The sequence below is a fragment of the Bradyrhizobium sp. HKCCYLS20291 genome (assembly GCF_051167715.1).
In the GTDB taxonomy this organism is placed as follows: domain Bacteria; phylum Pseudomonadota; class Alphaproteobacteria; order Rhizobiales; family Xanthobacteraceae; genus Bradyrhizobium.
Genome location: NZ_JBNPTO010000001.1, coordinates 831,195 through 847,357 on the forward strand (window position 1 = coordinate 831,195; position 16,163 = coordinate 847,357).

General features: G+C 65.5%; 13 protein-coding genes. 5 read left to right on the forward strand and 8 right to left on the reverse strand.

Annotated elements, in window-relative coordinates; translation table 11 throughout:
* Nucleotides 1-21: 21 nt before the first annotated feature.
* From sufC to ACQR07_RS03875, 4 genes are all read right to left on the reverse strand, one after another.
* Nucleotides 22-774 (reverse strand): Fe-S cluster assembly ATPase SufC, encoded by a 753-nt coding sequence (gene sufC, locus ACQR07_RS03860; protein ID WP_257170788.1) that lies wholly within the window; start codon nt 772-774, stop codon nt 22-24.
* Nucleotides 775-777: 3 nt separating this feature from the next.
* Complete coding sequence (locus ACQR07_RS03865) at nt 778-1,008, reverse strand: hypothetical protein (protein ID WP_011926466.1); 231 nt, start codon at nt 1,006-1,008, stop codon at nt 778-780.
* Entirely contained in the window at nt 1,008-2,504 is a 1,497-nt protein-coding gene (gene sufB / locus ACQR07_RS03870; RefSeq protein ID WP_434901000.1) for a Fe-S cluster assembly protein SufB, read from the reverse strand. The genes ACQR07_RS03865 and sufB overlap by 1 nt, the downstream gene beginning before the upstream one ends.
* Nucleotides 2,505-2,588: 84 nt before the next feature.
* On the reverse strand, nt 2,589-3,752 hold the full coding sequence (locus tag ACQR07_RS03875; protein WP_434901001.1) for a cysteine desulfurase family protein: 1,164 nt from the start codon (nt 3,750-3,752) through the stop codon (nt 2,589-2,591).
* A gap of 120 nt (nt 3,753-3,872) precedes the next feature.
* On the opposite strand from ACQR07_RS03875, the gene ACQR07_RS03880 reads away from it, so the two are divergent.
* Both ACQR07_RS03880 and ACQR07_RS03885 read left to right on the forward strand, forming a co-directional pair.
* On the forward strand, nt 3,873-4,715 hold the full coding sequence (locus tag ACQR07_RS03880) for a LytTR family DNA-binding domain-containing protein (RefSeq protein ID WP_434901002.1): 843 nt from the start codon (nt 3,873-3,875) through the stop codon (nt 4,713-4,715).
* A gap of 313 nt (nt 4,716-5,028) precedes the next feature.
* Nucleotides 5,029-5,676, forward strand: coding sequence for an alpha/beta hydrolase (locus tag ACQR07_RS03885; protein ID WP_006614822.1), 648 nt, complete (start codon nt 5,029-5,031; stop codon nt 5,674-5,676).
* An 11-nt stretch (nt 5,677-5,687) separates the two neighbouring features.
* On the opposite strand, the gene ACQR07_RS03890 is transcribed toward ACQR07_RS03885, so the two are convergent.
* From ACQR07_RS03890 to ACQR07_RS03900, 3 genes are all read right to left on the reverse strand, one after another.
* Nucleotides 5,688-6,437, reverse strand: a complete 750-nt coding sequence (locus ACQR07_RS03890) for an imm11 family protein (protein ID WP_434901003.1) — start codon at nt 6,435-6,437, stop codon at nt 5,688-5,690.
* A gap of 178 nt (nt 6,438-6,615) precedes the next feature.
* On the reverse strand, nt 6,616-7,293 hold the full coding sequence (locus tag ACQR07_RS03895) for a glutathione S-transferase family protein (RefSeq protein WP_434901004.1): 678 nt from the start codon (nt 7,291-7,293) through the stop codon (nt 6,616-6,618).
* Nucleotides 7,294-7,374: 81 nt separating this feature from the next.
* Complete coding sequence (locus ACQR07_RS03900; protein ID WP_434901005.1) at nt 7,375-8,478, reverse strand: anhydro-N-acetylmuramic acid kinase; 1,104 nt, start codon at nt 8,476-8,478, stop codon at nt 7,375-7,377.
* 193 nt (nt 8,479-8,671) lie between these two features.
* On the opposite strand from ACQR07_RS03900, the gene tyrS reads away from it, so the two are divergent.
* Nucleotides 8,672-9,925 carry a tyrosine--tRNA ligase gene (gene tyrS / locus ACQR07_RS03905; RefSeq protein ID WP_434901006.1) on the forward strand — a complete coding sequence of 418 codons (1,254 nt, stop codon included), beginning with the start codon at nt 8,672-8,674 and terminating at the stop codon, nt 9,923-9,925.
* 56 nt (nt 9,926-9,981) lie between these two features.
* On the forward strand, nt 9,982-11,238 hold the full coding sequence (locus tag ACQR07_RS03910) for an MFS transporter (protein WP_434901007.1): 1,257 nt from the start codon (nt 9,982-9,984) through the stop codon (nt 11,236-11,238).
* A 9-nt stretch (nt 11,239-11,247) separates the two neighbouring features.
* Here the strand turns inward: ACQR07_RS03910 and ACQR07_RS03915 are convergent, their stop codons facing one another.
* Nucleotides 11,248-14,925 carry a YhdP family protein gene (locus ACQR07_RS03915; protein WP_434901008.1) on the reverse strand — a complete coding sequence of 1,226 codons (3,678 nt, stop codon included), beginning with the start codon at nt 14,923-14,925 and terminating at the stop codon, nt 11,248-11,250.
* A gap of 505 nt (nt 14,926-15,430) precedes the next feature.
* Between ACQR07_RS03915 and ACQR07_RS03920 the strand changes: the two genes are divergently transcribed.
* Nucleotides 15,431-16,138 carry a peroxiredoxin gene (locus tag ACQR07_RS03920; protein WP_434901009.1) on the forward strand — a complete coding sequence of 236 codons (708 nt, stop codon included), beginning with the start codon at nt 15,431-15,433 and terminating at the stop codon, nt 16,136-16,138.
* The last annotated feature ends 25 nt before the right edge of the window (nt 16,139-16,163 follow it).

Genomic DNA, 16,163 nt, shown 5'->3' on the forward strand with positions numbered 1-16,163 from the left:
ATCCATTCACGACGAGCGCGATCAGGCCGCGTCTTCGAACTGGGCGTAGCCGGACGCCTCCAGCTCGAGCGCGAGCTCCTTGCCGCCGCTCTTCACGACGCGGCCCTTCGACATCACGTGAACGACGTCGGGCACGATGTAGTTCAGAAGCCGCTGATAATGGGTGATCACGATCATCGAGCGCTCGGGCGAACGCAGCGCGTTGACGCCGTCGGCGGCAATACGCAGCGCGTCGATGTCGAGGCCGGAATCCATCTCGTCGAGGATGCACAGCGACGGCTGGAACAGAGCCATCTGCAGCACCTCGTTGCGCTTCTTCTCACCGCCGGAGAAGCCGACATTGACGCCGCGCTTGAGCATGTCCTGCGGGATGCTGAGCTGCTTGGAGATCTCGCGCACCTTCTTGAGGAAGTCGGGCGTCGAATACTCCTCCTCGCCGCGCGCCTTGCGCTGCGCGTTCAGCGCAGTGCGCAGGAACGTCATGGTGGCGACGCCGGGGATCTCGACCGGGTATTGGAACGCCAGGAACACGCCCTTGGCGGCGCGCTCGTCCGGCGCCATCGCCAGCAGGTCCTCGCCCTTGAACAGGATCTCGCCGCCGGTCACCTCATAGCCCGGCTTGCCGGCGATGACGTGGGACAAGGTCGACTTGCCGGAGCCGTTCGGCCCCATGATCGCGTGCACCTTGCCGGCGTCGATCGTCAGCGTCAGCCCGTGAAGGATCTCGCGCTCCTCGACGCGGACCTGCAGGTTCTTGATTTCGAGTAGTGCCATCGGTCAGTCCTGATCCTGGTCAATCAGCTCCAGACGCTTTTCGATGCGATCGAGCCGAACTTTGATTGCTGCGATGTCCTGGTGATCGTGATCCTGGATGGTCACGACACCCGCGAGGTGCTGGCGGATCGCCGTCATTTCGACGCTGAGGGTCTGCATCCAATCCGCCATCTTGCTCATGTCCGAGCGAATGGCCCGGAGATGTTCGAGAACAAGATTGTCGGGTTCGACCATCAGCCCACGCTCCCCTCCAGGGAAATCGAGATCAGCTTCTGCGCCTCGACCGCGAACTCCATCGGCAGCTGCTGCAGCACGTCCTTGACGAAGCCGTTGACGACGAGCCCGACCGCCTCCTCCTGCGAAAGACCGCGCTGGATGCAGTAGAACAGCACGTCCTCGGAGATCTTGGACGTGGTCGCCTCGTGCTCGAAGGTCGCCGAGGAGTTCTTGGCCTCGATGTACGGCACGGTGTGCGCGCCGCATTTGTCGCCGATCAGCAGCGAATCGCAGGCGGTGAAGTTGCGCGCGCCGGTGGCTTTCCGATGCGCCGTCACCAGGCCGCGATAGGTGTTCTGCGAGCGGCCGGCGGCGATGCCCTTGGAGATGATGCGGCTCGACGTGTTCTTGCCGAGATGGATCATCTTGGTGCCGCTATCGACCTGCTGATAGCCGTTCGAGATCGCGATCGAGTAGAACTCGCCCCGCGAATTGTCGCCCCGCAGGATGCAGCTCGGATATTTCCAGGTAATCGCAGACCCGGTCTCGACCTGCGTCCAGGAGATCTTGGAATTGTTGCCGCGGCAGTCGCCACGCTTGGTGACGAAATTGTAGATGCCGCCGACACCTTCCGAGTTGCCCGGGTACCAGTTCTGCACCGTCGAGTACTTGATCTCGGCATCATCGTGCGCGACCAGCTCGACCACCGCCGCATGCAGCTGGTTCTCGTCGCGCTGCGGCGCCGTGCAGCCTTCGAGGTAGGACACGTAGGCGCCCTTGTCGGCGATGATCAGCGTGCGCTCGAACTGGCCGGTGTTGCGCTCGTTGATGCGGAAATAGGTCGACAGCTCCATCGGGCAGCGCACACCCGGCGGCACGTAGACGAACGAGCCGTCGGAGAACACCGCGGAGTTCAAGGTGGCGTAAAAATTGTCCGAGGTCGGCACCACGCTGCCGAGATATTTCTGCACCAGCTCGGGATATTCGCGGATCGCTTCCGAGATCGGCATGAAGATCACGCCGGCCTTCTTCAGCTCCTCCTTGAAGGTGGTCGCCACCGACACCGAATCGAACACGGCATCGACCGCGATCTTGCGCGTCTCGGGGCTGCCGGCGCCCGGCCGGGGCTCGACGCCTTCGAGGATCGCGACCTCGCGCAAGGGAATGCCGAGCTTTTCATAGGTCTTCAGGATCTCCGGATCGATCTCGTCGATCGAGGAGAGCTGCTTCTTCGGCTTCGGCGCCGAATAGTAATACAGATCCTGGAAGTCGATCTTCGGATAGTCGACGCGCGCCCAGACAGGCTCCTGCATGGTCAGCCAGCGGCGATAGGCCTCCAGGCGCCATTCGAGCATCCAGGCGGGCTCGTTCTTCTTGCCCGAGATGAAGCGGATCGTGTCTTCGGAAAGCCCCTTCGGGGCCTTCTCGGATTCGATGACGGTCTCGAATCCATAACGATATTGGTCGACGTCGATCCGCCTGACGCGGTCGACCGTCTCTTGTACGGCTGGCATTCCATCCTCCGCTCGCGGTTTCAAGGACCGCGGTGGACACGTTCTGGAACCGTCTTACGACGTTTCGTGGACGAAATCACGCCCTTAGAATCGCTCAAGCGCTGTTTCGTCGCGTCCTTTAAGTAGGGTCATCGACAGCCTTCGCCAAGCCTCCAGGGCCCGATCGACCTCCGCCGAGGTCGTGGACCAGCCCAGACTGAGGCGCACCGCTCCCTGGGCGGCGGCGGAACCGACGCCCATGGCCTCCAGCACGTGCGACGGCTGAACCTTGCCGGACGAGCAGGCGGAGCCGGACGATACCGCAATACCCGCGAGATCGAAGCCGATCACGGCCGTTTCGGCCTTCATGCCCGGTGCGGTGAACAGCGTGGTATTGGGCAGCCGGGCGGCCTCGGCGGAGAACACCGTCAGCTCCGGCGTACCGCGAAGGCCGGCCTCCAGGCGATCGCGGAGGCCCGAGATCCGCGCCAGATCGACTTGGAGCGTGGCCAAGGCCGACGCGGCGGCGGCTCCAAATCCGGCAATTCCGGCCACGTTCTCGGTACCAGCCCGACGCCCGCGCTCCTGGCCACCGCCGCGCAGAACCGGGATGGCGTCCTCGATCCCGGTGCCCAGCACCATCGCGCCAACGCCCTTGGGACCGCCGATCTTGTGCGCAGAGAGAGTGACAAGATCGGCACCCATCTGATTGATATCAAGCGGGATTTTACCGAACGCCTGGATCGCATCGACGTGCAGCAGGCCGCCCGCCTGGCGCACGATGTCAGCCACCTGAGAGACCGGTTGAAGCACTCCGGTCTCGTTGTTCGCGGCCATCACCGACACCAGAGCCGGGGGCCCGCCGACCAGCAGCTCGTCCAGCCGGCGCAGATCAACCACCCCGGAGGAATCGACCGGGATCGTCTGCACGGCATCAGGCGCGAACCGGCCGCCTGCGAGCACCGACGCATGCTCGATCGCCGAGACCAGGAGGCGTGCGACCGCACCGGCGGGCGCCTTCAGTCCCGGGCTCAAAGCCAGCACATTGGCCTCGGTTCCGCCGGAGGTGAACACGACGCGGCGGGCGACGGCGCCGAGCCCGCGGGCGATCACCTCGCGCGCATCCTCCATCAGCCGCCGCGCCTTGCGGCCCTCGGCGTGCACCGATGACGGATTGCCGACCAGGTCCATGGCGGCGATCAGCGCCTGCCGCGCCTCGGGGCGCAGCGGCGTCGTCGCATTCCAGTCGAGATAGATCCTGTCGGCCATCGCTCGCTCTTAGCAAGTTGCGCCCCGACCGGCCACGCTCGTCCGCGCCATGATGATGCTGGAGGCGCGGCGTGGTATCATCGGGCGCAAGCGTGAGATTGAGATAGCGGGTCCGGTGCCATGAACAAGCTCGTCGGCTCGAGGCTGCGTCCGGGTGACCGGACTTTCTACGCGGTCATGGCCGGGCTCTCGATCGGTATCGGGCTCGTCAACGCCCTCTCCGCAGCCCACGACGCCGTCAGACGCGGCGCGGCCTACGATCTCGACAAGCAGCTGGTGTGGGAGATGACGAGCATCGTCGTCATCATCCTGCTGGTGCCGCTGCTGGCCGTCACCGTTCGATCGATCCGGCGCGGTCCGCCTGCCACAACCCGTCACCTCGCGCTCGCCGTTGCCGCCGTCGTGGCCTTCTCTGCGCTTCACATCATCGGCATGGTGACGCTGCGCAAGCTTCTGATGTGGAGTGCGGGCGGCGCCTACGACTTCCAGCTCTCACTCGCCACCGTCGTGTACGAGTTCCGCAAGGACCTCATGACGGCGCTGCTCATCGGCGCCACGCTCTGGCTGTATGACGGCTATCGCACCAGCGCCACCCCGGAGCCCGCGCCCCAACCTCAACCTCCTGCTCCCGCTACGCTCTGGCTGCGTGACGGCACGAGCCGCATCCGCGTCGCACCCTCCGACATCCTGTGGGTCGCCTCCGCTGGCAACTACGTCGAATACGGCATGGCCGACGGCAAGCAGCATCTGATCCGCGGGACGCTGGCAGCCGCCGAGCGCGAGCTCGAGCGCTTCGCGCTGGTGCGAATCCATCGAGGACGGCTGGTCAACCTGGCCAGGGTGACCGCGGTGTCGCCGCTGCCATCCGGCGATTTCGGCCTGACCTTCGATACTGGGCACACCGTCCAGGGCAGCCGCCGCCATCGCAGCGCCGTTCAGCAGCTTGAGCAGGCCCCGCACTGAACAAGGGGGTCAGAAAAACTCCAGTATTTTCATTGGATTGCAGGAGTATCCGGGTCCCGCCCCGTGATCCCTTCACGGCGCATCAGACGCGGAATCGCGTGCTCCCCGCCCGCCGCAGCCCTGTCGCCGGGCGTTGAAAATCCTTGCTTTTTGCCCTGCGCTCCATGTTAGAAGGCCAACTTCCAGTCACGCCCGCGCCGCTCCGTCCAAGCGAACGGATGGCGCTCGATCACCACTTTTCCTGATGACATCGTCGGCGAGCGCCAGATGAGGCAAGGACGAAGTCGGTCGATGCCCTGCCAAGGATTCTCTGATGCCTGAAGTCATCTTCAACGGTCCGGCCGGCCGCCTCGAGGGCCGTTACCATCCGGCGAAGCAGAAGAACGCGCCGATCGCGATGATCCTGCATCCGCATCCGCAGTTCCACGGCACGATGAACCATCAGATCGTGTACCAGTGCTACTACGCGTTCGCGCATCGCGGCTTCTCGGTGCTGCGCTTCAACTTCCGCGGCGTCGGCCGCAGCCAGGGCTCGTTCGATCACGGCACCGGTGAGCTTTCAGACGCTGCCTCGGCGCTCGACTGGGCGCAGACCATCAACCCCGAGGCCCGCGCCTGCTGGGTCGCCGGCTTCTCGTTCGGCGCCTGGATCGGCATGCAGCTTTTGATGCGCCGTCCCGAGGTCGAGGGCTTCATCTCGATCGCCCCGCCCGCCAACCTCTACGACTTCTCGTTCCTGGCGCCCTGCCCATCGTCGGGCCTGATCGTGCACGGCGAGAAGGACGCGGTGGTGCCGCCGAAGGACGTCAACACGCTGGTCGAGAAGCTGAAGACGCAGAAGGGCATCGTGATCGACCAGCAGGTCATCCCCGGCGCCAACCACTTCTTCGACGGCAAGCTCGAGCCGCTGATGGAGACGATCACGGCCTATCTGGACATGCGCCTCGCCAATGTGAGGTGAGGCGGCGCGCGTCATGCCTGGATTGGCTTGAACCTGAAGCCGCGGATCTTTTCCGCCCGCAACGCGTCGACGACTATATCGTCGACGATGAGTCTGGTTTCTGCGTAGATCAGGCGAAATGCGTGAGCTGACCTTACGACCTCCGGCCGCATCTTGACATCGACCAGCCCCAGATAATTTTTGATACCCGGAACATCGTCCTGGTAGCGAATCACTGAGCGTTCTTCGTCGACGCAGTCGAGCATCCGCATGATGTAGACGAACCAGTATGCGGGTCCCGGCTCAGGAAATTTGCTGTAGTCGACGATCACTTTCTGGAATGCGAAGGCCTCCGGGTCGAGCCGCTCCAGCAATTGTTTGAGTCGGTCCGAAATCAGCCAGATGCACAACGTGACCGGCTCCGCGTCCCGCAAGGCGCTCAATTTGCGCGAACGCGCGAATGTGATCCGTGGTGGTTCGGTGAAGTTCACTCCGTAAAAGGGCTGTTCAGTGGCCGGACAGAACCCCTCCATCTGCTCGGACTCGTTCACCCATTGATGGATCGCAGTCTTGCCAGCGCCAGCAAAGTCGATCTCGAGAGAATAGTAGGTTCGCCGCCGTCCCGTGCCCTCTCTCGTTTTGTCGTCGCCAGGCATCCCGAACTCTCCGTTGCGATCGCCATTGTTGGCCATCCGGCTCAGGCTTTCAATGGTCGCTGCTGAGAGCGAGCGAACAGACGCACAACTGTCCGCTGAAGCTCCTCTGACCATGAAGCGTCGCATGTCCGGTTTACCCAAACCGACGTGCCTTAAGGCACCGCTGTCATCACCCGCGAAGGCGGGTGATCCAGTACGCCGCGGCCTATCGGCTGATCATCGGCGTCTCGGAATACTGGATCGTCCGGTCAAGCCGGGCGATGACACTGAGTGGGCGTGAGCGCTCGGTAAGACAACAACCTTCCTACGCCGCCTGCTTCAATAAATAAGCATCGTGCCGCATCAGGAACGTGCGGAGCAGTTGCGGATAGTCGTTGCTGACGGCCGTGATCACGCTCGGCCGCTGTGCGAGCCGATCACGCCAGGCTCGCACCTTCGGCGTTGATACAAAGATGCCGAGATCGCCGTACGTGTCGAATACATCGAAGTAGCGGAAGATCGGCGCGAACACGGCGTCGACCAGACTGAAGCTGCGGCCCGCAAAATACGGTCCCTCGCCCAACGCCGCTTCGACACGGGCGAACTTCGCCGCCAGCGCCTCGCGTTTGGCTGCGAACACCGCGGCATCCTGCGTCGTCTCCAGTCCCCAGAGATCGCCCAGGATCGCCGAGCCGAACTCCATCCAGGCGCGATGCTGCGCACGCGCCAGCGCGTCCTCGGGATGCAGCCTGGCGCCACCTTGCGTGTCCTCGATGTACTCGCAGATCACGTTGCTCTCGAACAGCGCCACCTCGCCTTGCGGCGTTGGCACCAGCAGCACTGGCACCTTGCCGAGCGGCGAGAGCTTCAGGAACCATTCTGGCTTGTTGGCGAGATCGATGTCGATCCGCTCGAACGCGACGCCCTTCTCGGTGAGCGCGATGACCGCGCGTTGCACATAGGGGCAGAGCGTGTGGCTGATCAGCTTCAGGGAGGGCGACATGACATCCTCGGCAGTTTGATGCAGATGCATCAAAATAGATGCATTCGCATCCATCTGTCAAGGTTCATGCAAATGCATGCATCAGGGCCGCGCGATCACCCCGCCCGTCATCGGCATCGGGACGCCCGTCGTGGTCGGATAGCTCAGCGGCAGCCCCTTCATGCCGCGCACCGCGAGGAAGCCGAAAGCCTGGGCCTCCATGGCATCGGCCGACCAGCCGAGCGCGTCAGCCGATTCGACGCTCGCCGGCGCGAGGCGCTCCCTGAGCATCCGCATCATGGTGTGGTTGCGGGCGCCGCCGCCGCAGACGATCCAGCTCGCCGGCGGCTTCGGCAGCAGCGGGATGATGCGGGCGATGGCGGCGGCCGTGAATGCGCTCAGGGTCGCCGCGCCGTCGGCAGGCGACACGTCGCCGAGCCGAAGGGCGGCGAAATCATTGCGGTCGAGCGATTTCGGCGGCGGCAGGCTGAAGAACGGCAGAGCCAGCGCGCTCGCGATCCAGGCCTCATCCGCAGCGCCCTGCTCCGCGACGCGGCCGTCCTGATCGAACGCCTGCCCGGTGGTCCGGAGCATGAAGTCGTCGAGCAGCGCATTGCCGGGACCGGTGTCGCAGGCGATCAGCACGTCGTCGCCGTCGATATAGGTGATGTTGGAGACGCCGCCGATATTGACCACGGCGATCGGCCCCGGGCGTGACAGCGACTGCGCCAGCGCGCGGTGATAGACCGGCACCAGCGGCGCGCCCTGCCCGCCGAAATCGACGTCGGCGGCGCGGAAATCGTGCATCACCGGAATGTGGATGGCCTTGGCCAGCGCGGCGGCGTCGCCGATCTGCACGGTGAGGCGCCGCTCGGGGCGATGCAGCACGGTCTGCCCGTGGAAGCCGATGATATCGATGTCTTCCGGCATCAGCCGGTGCTGCGAGAGAAAAGCGGCGATCGCCTCCGCGTGCGCGGCCGTGACCGCCAGCTCGGCGTCCCGGACCGGCCCGGGCCTTGCTTCGCGACGCTCGATCTGCACCGCGGCCGCCAGCGCCTCGCGCAACAGGCTGCGCTCGGCAGCGCTGTAGGGCCGGTAGCCGGAGGGGCCGAGGCTCTTGACCTGCCGACCGTCGGTCTCGATCAGGGCCACGTCCACCCCGTCGAGCGAGGTGCCACTCATGAGGCCAAGTGCGGTCAGAATCATTGCGATCGAACCCGAAAACCCTGCCCTGATAGCCAAGTACGGCCGATTTGAGGTCCCGCCCGAGCCGTCCACATGCTTGTACAAGCCCGGCGCATCTTATAATGCCACAACGCCCGTAGCCGTGGCATGTGCGCCAGCACCTTGCCCCGACAAGCGGTCAATACCGTAAACAAAAGCTCAGAGCGGCCCGACAATGACTGGCTTCAAGTCTGATTTCCTGAACGTGCTGCAGAGCCGCGGCTTCATTCATCAGTGCTCGGATTTCGAGGGCCTGGATGCGCTCGCCGCCAAGGGCCAGGCGACCGCGTATGTCGGCTATGACTGCACCGCACGCTCGCTGCACATCGGCAACTTCCTGACCATGATGATGCTGTACTGGCTGCAGCAGACCGGGAACAAGCCGATCACGCTGATGGGCGGCGGCACCACGATGGTCGGCGATCCCTCCGGCAAGGACGAGACCCGCGCGATGCGCACGGTCGAGGAGATCGAGGCCAACAAGGCCTCGATCCGCGGCGTGTTCGCAAAAGTGCTGCACTATGGCGACGGCGCCAGCGATGCGATCATGCTCGACAATGCCGAGTGGCTGACCCAGCTGAAGTGGATCGAGATGCTGCGCGACATTGGCCGGCACTTCTCGGTCAACCGCATGCTGACGATGGATTCAGTGAAGCTCCGGCTCGAGCGCGAGCAGGAGATGAGCTTCATCGAGTTCAACTACATGGTCTGCCAGGCCTACGACTTCGTGGAGCTTGCGCGGCGCACCGGCTGCCGGCTGCAGATGGGCGGCTCCGACCAGTGGGGCAACATCGTCAACGGCGTCGAGCTCGGCCGCCGCATGGGCACCGAGCAGCTGTTCGCGCTGACTACGCCGCTCCTGACCACCGCTTCCGGCGCCAAGATGGGCAAGACCGCGCAGGGCGCGATCTGGCTCAATGCCGACCAGTGCAGCCCGTATGATTTCTGGCAGTACTGGCGCAACACTGAGGACGCCGACGTCGTCAAGTTCTTAAAACTGTTCACGACGCTGCCGCTGTCCGAGATCGAGAAGCTCGGCGCGCTGCAAGGCGCCGAGATCAACGAGGCCAAGAAGGCGCTGGCGGATGCGGCGACCACGCTGCTGCATGGCGAGGAAGCTGCGCGCACCGCCGCCGAGACCGCACGCCGCACCTTCGAGGAAGGCGCGATCGCCGAGAACCTGCCGACGGTCGAGGTCATCAGGTCCGAGCTCGATGCCGGCCTCGGCGTGCTCAACGCCTTCGTCAAGGCCGGCCTCGTCGCCTCCAACGGCGAGGCGCGGCGGCAGATCAAGGGCGGCGGCCTGCGCGTCAACGACGTCGCCGTTACCGACGAGAAGATGGCGCTGACGGCTGCACAATTGACCAGCGAGGGCGTGATCAAGCTGTCGCTCGGCAAGAAGCGGCACGTGCTGGTCAAGCCTGCATAGCCGCATTCGTTTTTGGCTGCTTGTCAGGGCGCGCTGGAGAGCGCTCCCTGACGGCCATGACGATCAGCGCGCCGCAAGAGCCAGCGCCAGCCGAGGAAACATCAAGCCCGCCACGTGCACGCATGGCGTTCGCCGTGCTGGGCCTGTGCTTCGCATTGTCGGTACTCGGCCGCGGCCTCGGCGAAAGCTTCACCGTCTTTCTCAAGCCGATCTCCGACAGCTTTGGCTGGGACCGCGCGGAGGTGGTCTCGATCTATTCGCTGACGGCGCTGGCGGGCGGCCTCGCCGCGCCCGTCATCGGCCGGCTGTTCGACCATTCCGGACCGCGAACGGTCTACGCGCTGGGGCTCCTCCTGCTCGGCTCGGCGTTCACGGCGGCCGCGCATGCGGAGGCGCTGTGGCAATTCCAGCTCAGCATCGGGCTGTGTGTCGGCATCGGCATCGCGCTGATCGGCAACGTGCCGAATTCGATCCTGCTCGGACGCTGGTTCGGCCAGAAGCTGCCGACCGCGATGGCGGTGATCTATTCGGCGACCGGCGCCGGCGTGCTGCTGCTGCTGCCGGGCTCGCAGCTCCTGATCGACGCCATCGGCTGGCGCAGCGCCTATCAGCTGTTCGGCGCCGCCGCCTTCATCCTGCTGGTGCCGCTGGCGCTGCTGCCGTGGCGGCTGTTTGCCGCCGGCGCGCCTGATATCATCAGGCCGATTGCCGACGAACTCGCTGACGATGCCTGGACGTTGTCGCGGGCGCTGCGCCATCACGCCTTCTGGGCGCTGTTCTCGACCTTCTTCTTCACCGCCGTCGGCATGTATGCGATCGCGCCGCAGGTCGTCGCCTATCTGATCGATTCAGGCTTCGCGCCGCTGCAGGCCGCCACCGCCTGGGGCTTTTCGGGCGTCGTGCTGCTGTTCGGCATGCTCGGCGTGTCCTGGCTCGACGGGCTGATCGGGCGCAGGCCCTCGGTGCTGTTGTCCTACGCGGTGTCGATCGCCGGCATCATCATGCTGTGGGCGCTGCAATTCGCGCCCAACATGGTCCTGCTCACCGGCTTCGTGATCTGCTTCGGCAGCATGATCGGCTCGCGCGGGCCGCTCTTGTCGGCCACTGCGATGAAGATCTTCCGCGGCAAGCGGGTCGGCACGATCTACGGCGCGATCACGATCGGCAGCGGACTCGGCTCGGCACTGGGCTCGTGGAGCGGCGGCGTCATCCACGATCTCACCCACGGCTACGACGCCGTGATCGCGCTCGCGCTGGTCAGCGTCGTCATCGGCATGATCCCGTTCCTGGTGGTGCCGGCGCTGCGGCGCTGATGCGCGAGCTCAGTTGTTCGGCGCGGTTTCCGGGGGCGGATAAGGCTGCTGGCCGGTATTGAATCTGAAGATGTTGCGGAACACGCCGGGCATGATCGCGGAGACCGGATTGAGGTTCACCACCGGCTTGCCGGGCGTGCCGACCACTTCGAAGGTCACGCCGAACACGCCTTCGCGATTGCCGTTGCCCAGCAGCAGGCCGATCAGGGGAATCTGGCCGGGAATGTTGTTCAGCCCGCAAGCCGGGATCATGGTTCCGCTCATGCGGACCTGGCTCACATTGTAGTCGATGTTGCCTTCGATCGTCAGGCAGATCGCCGGCCCCTGCACCGAACCGTCGCGGACCGACAGGAAGCCGGGTTGCCGGGTGAACTCGGCGCGCGCCGTATTGAAGCCTACGGCTTGTCTGCCGGCGCCACCTCCACCGGCGAGGGCACGATCGAGCGCTGGCTCATCCTTGACGCTGAAGTTGCGCATGTTGACCAGGCCCTCCTTTGGCGAGGAGTCCGCCGTCGGCGGCTCCACGGCAAGCTCGAGCTGGCCTCCAATCACCTTGGCGTAAGTGTCGGTGAATTTGAGAAGGGCACCGGCATCGTCGGTCAGGAGATAGATCACTTCGCGGCCCTGGCGCCGTCCGCTGCGCTGGTCCGCGGCAGGCGCATCGCGGCCGACGCGCAGATCGGCGGTGACCGGCGTGTCGCGACCGATCTTGCCGGCGAGGTTGAAGCTCTTGAACGCGCCGCCGCGCCGCGACAGCTTCACGTCGACGCCGCGCATCGTCTCGCCGTTGAAGCCGGTGACCACGCCGAGCTTGACCTCGGCATCGAAGTCGACATTCGAGCGCGACTTGTTCTTGTCGGCATCCTTGTTGGTGCCGGAGATCGCCGACTTCAGGAAGCCCTTGCCGTCGAACAGGTCGCCGCGCATCGACAGCTTGAGCACGCCGTCCTGGCCGCGCTCGGCCTTGATCTGCGTCTTGTCGCCATCCGACGGCGCGTAGGTCGGGAAGTTGGCGTTCATCAGGTCGCCGTTCTGGTCGACCTCGAGCGAGCCCTTGATGGAGACGCCGCCGCCCTCGATGTTGATGTCCTCGAAGCGCGTCGACTGCGGCTTCGACACCACGTTGAAGGTCGCCTTGCCGGACCTGCCCGGATTCTTCACCCAGCCCGGCAGCAAATTGTCGAGCTTCAGCTTGGTGAGATCAGCCTCGACGCCGATCCGGCTGTCGCGATCGGGGCCCGACGCGATCTTGCCATTGAGCTTCAACGGCACGTCGCCTGCCATCGCGGTGCCTAGATCCAGGCCGAGTCGGGCCCGGCTGGCGTCGTCGAGCGTCGCCTGCATCCGGATGTCGGCGTCGCCGTCGGTCGGCTTGCGATAGTCGAGCGTGGCCGGCTGGCCGTTGATCTTGACGTCGCCCTTGACCTGGTAGCCGGCGGTGTTGGCCACGATCTTGAGCGTGTTGGCCTCGAGCTTCTGCCCCATCACCAGCTTGTCGGCGGCAAAGCCGTTGAGATCCGCCGTGACCGCGTAGCTGGTGTCGGCCTTGGTCAGCTCGCCCTTGACCGGCATCGCCAGGTTGACGGTGGCCTGGAACGTTCCCTTGGTCTGGTTCGGATCGATCGGGATCGCCGTGGTGTCGCTGAGCCGGTCGGACGAAAGGATCTCCGCGGCGGCCGCGACCGGGCCGTCGACGCGCATGCGCACCTTCGACGGCGACGGCTTCGGCGCCATGTCCGGCACTTCGAACACGGCATCGGAGACGTTGAGCTTGCGCCCTGCCGGCGTATCCGCGACGCCCTGCCCGAGCGTCACGGTGGCGGTGCGGCCAGTCACATGCGCCTTCAGATCCGCATCGCGTATCGACGGCAGGCCGTCCACGGGATGGACGGTGACGTTGCTGGCGACGACGTTGACGTCGAGGCCGTCGTCGGGAATCGGCGGTCCCTTGCGCGGCAGGTTGCGTGTCGGCGAGTTGACCGCGACGTCCATCCGCTGCACCGAGCCTTTCTCGATGCGCTCGATCATCCAGGCGCGCACCTCCGGCACGATCAGCGCCGGCCAGATCCGCTTCATCGCGAGCGCCGGCATCGGCGTCGCGGCGAAGCCGAGCTTGAGCCTGGGCTCGCCGGCATAGTCGATGCTGCCGGTGCCGGCGATGCCGATCTCGCCGTTGGACACCTCGGCCTGCGTCAGCAGCACGCGCTTGCCTTCGGTGTCGAAGCGCACGTTGATGGAGATGCGGCTGAAGATCAGCGGCGGGTCGTTGGCGATCGCGCCGAGCAGGATCGTGCCGCTGCTCAGATTGAGCCGCCAGTCGTTGTTGACGTCGTTCGGCGGCTCGAGATGGGCGTTCAGCGTGATGCGGTTGGCGCCCGAGATCACCCGGAACGGCGCGACCAGCACGCGGCGGCCGGCGTCCCACTCCATGTTGATCTCGGCCTGATCGATCGCCATCGGATAGTCGGGCGTGTCGGTGTCGATGACGTTGCCGGCGCCGATGTTGATCTTGCCGCGCAGATAGGTCGGCAGCCCGTCGCGGCCGAGCTCGCCCTTGATCTCTCCGGTCAGCGGCAGGTCCGCAAAGTAGGTGAGATCCTTCAGCCGCAACGCCAGCAGGATGTTGCTGGTCGAGACCTTGTCGGCCTTGATGTCGATGCTGCGCACGCCGTTGGCCGGCGGGCCGACCAGCACCCGCAACTGCCAAGGCTTGGCGCCCTCCTCGCCGAGGCTGAGCGCCACGCCGCCGCCGGACGGACGGCGCAGGCTGAGGCTGATGTTCTCGAACGTCCACTTGTTGCCGCGCTGCTGATCGTCGACCACCAGCACGCCGTTCTTCAGTCCGATCTCATTGAGGTTCTGGCCGTCAAGCCCGGTCAAGCTGAGGCTGTCGAGCCAGTCGAGCCCGGCGAGCAGGCCGTTCTGGGCGGCCGCGGGCGGATTTGCCGGGGCGGCCTGCGGCGCACTGGCCTGAGGCGCGGCCGCGGTCGGAGCCGGGCCCTGCTGACCCGGCCGCGGAAAGGTCGGCGGCAGGCCGGCATCGCGCTTGCTTGCGACGCCGGTGGCCAGCGGCTTGGCGGTATCGCCGGTGGAGACGGTGACGGTGCCGTCGGAGGTGATCCGGATCGAAAGCTCGGCGTCGACGAGCTTCAAACTCTCGGCGCGCAGCTGACCCATCAGCAGCGCCGGGCCGGACAGCCGCACCTCGGCCTTGGGCGCGCTGGCGACCACGGCACGATCCTGATCGCGCACGACGATGTCGCGGATCCGGACCGCGACGCGGATCCGGCCGGCGCGTTCGATCTGGGTGCCGCCAACTTCGACCGTGTTGCCGTGACCGATATTGTCCGCGATCGCCGCCGCCAGCCAAGGCGTTGCGATGTCGAGGCTGATCGGACCGACGCCGAGCCGCAGCCACAATCCGGCGAAGCCGACGCCCAGGATCAGAACCAGCAGCACCAGCGAGACCAAAGAGCGCCGCAGCAGCCGGCCCTTGCGCCGCTCGATCCGTTCCGCCCCGACCGCGCTGGAACGCGACAACAGGCGGCGCGCGCGCGTGCCAGCGGCCTCGTCGTGCTCGGCTGCGTCCTCAGGCAGGTCAGCGACGTCCCAGTCGGCGTCATCCCACTGTTGGCCCTGGGTGTCCGCTTGCAGATGGGGCCGGTGGGGTGATGTCTGTCTTGCCATTGCCTCTCGGTGCTGGCCCCTGGTGTCCAAAATGGTGGTGACAATCTGGCCTCGGCCAGATTGGTCGCCGATGTGGCCCCGACCGTTCACGGGGCGCGCCCTTCGCTCGCCGGCATCGCCCGCTTCCCGTCGACCCCCGTCACGCTGCAACGGGCGCTCTCAAATCGCCTGCCGCCGTCACGTCCGCAACGCGGCACGGACGAAGCGCAAAATCCCCATCACTATATCCTGCCGCCGGCGGCTTTGCCCACCCGCTCGTGCCGGCGAACCGGCGCCTCCCCCCGTCCCTGCTCATTTTGGTGCGGGGACGTCTGATCCGGAGATGGTACGAGAGTCGTCATGGCTTTGGTACTCACGCGTGCTGGGTACCCATGATTGTCCGGCCATCGCAAGAGGCATGGCCTCCGGCGCGCCGGACCACGGATGCAGGATCGATCCCGGGACACCGGACAAGAACCGAGATGGTTTCATTTTTGAGCCGCTGAAAGCGACGAAAGGAAGGCGTATGTCAAAGGAATCACGGAAGAAATCCTCCAACCCGGCGTCCTACGGAGCAGCCGCCGGGAACCGCCTCGCCATGGCGGCCAGCAAGGCGGCCAAGAAGACCAGCAAGCCGACAACGGCGAAGCCGGCCAAGAAGACCACCACCAAGGCCGCAAAGTCCGTGACCACCAAGGCTGCAGTTGCAAAGCCGGCCACTGGCAAACCCACGGCAAAAGCGGCGAAGACCGCTCCGGCCGCGCCGGGAACCGGACTTGCCGACGGCGCCAAGGCGCCGGCCTTCAAGCTGCCGCGCGATGGCGGCGGAACCGTTTCGCTCGCCGACTATGCCGGCAAGAAGCTCGTGCTGTTCTTCTATCCCAAGGCCAACACCCCCGGCTGCACCAAGGAGGCGATCGACTTCACCCGGCTGTCGAAGGACTTCGCGGCCACGGGCACGGCGGTGCTCGGCGTGTCAGCCGATTCGGTCAAGGCGCAGGACAATTTCCGCGACAAGCACGATCTCGCCGTGCCGCTGATCTCCGACGAGACCCACGGCATGCTCGAGGCGTATGGCGCGTGGGGCGAGAAGTCGCTCTATGGCCGCAAGTTTCTCGGCATCATCAGGAGCACGGTCCTGATCGGCGCCGACGGCCGCGTCGCCAAGGTCTGGCGCAACGTCAAGGTCGATGGTCATGCCGATACGGTGCTGGCGGCCGCGCGCGACCTGTAGAAACACGCGGCGGGGTGTTGGGGAA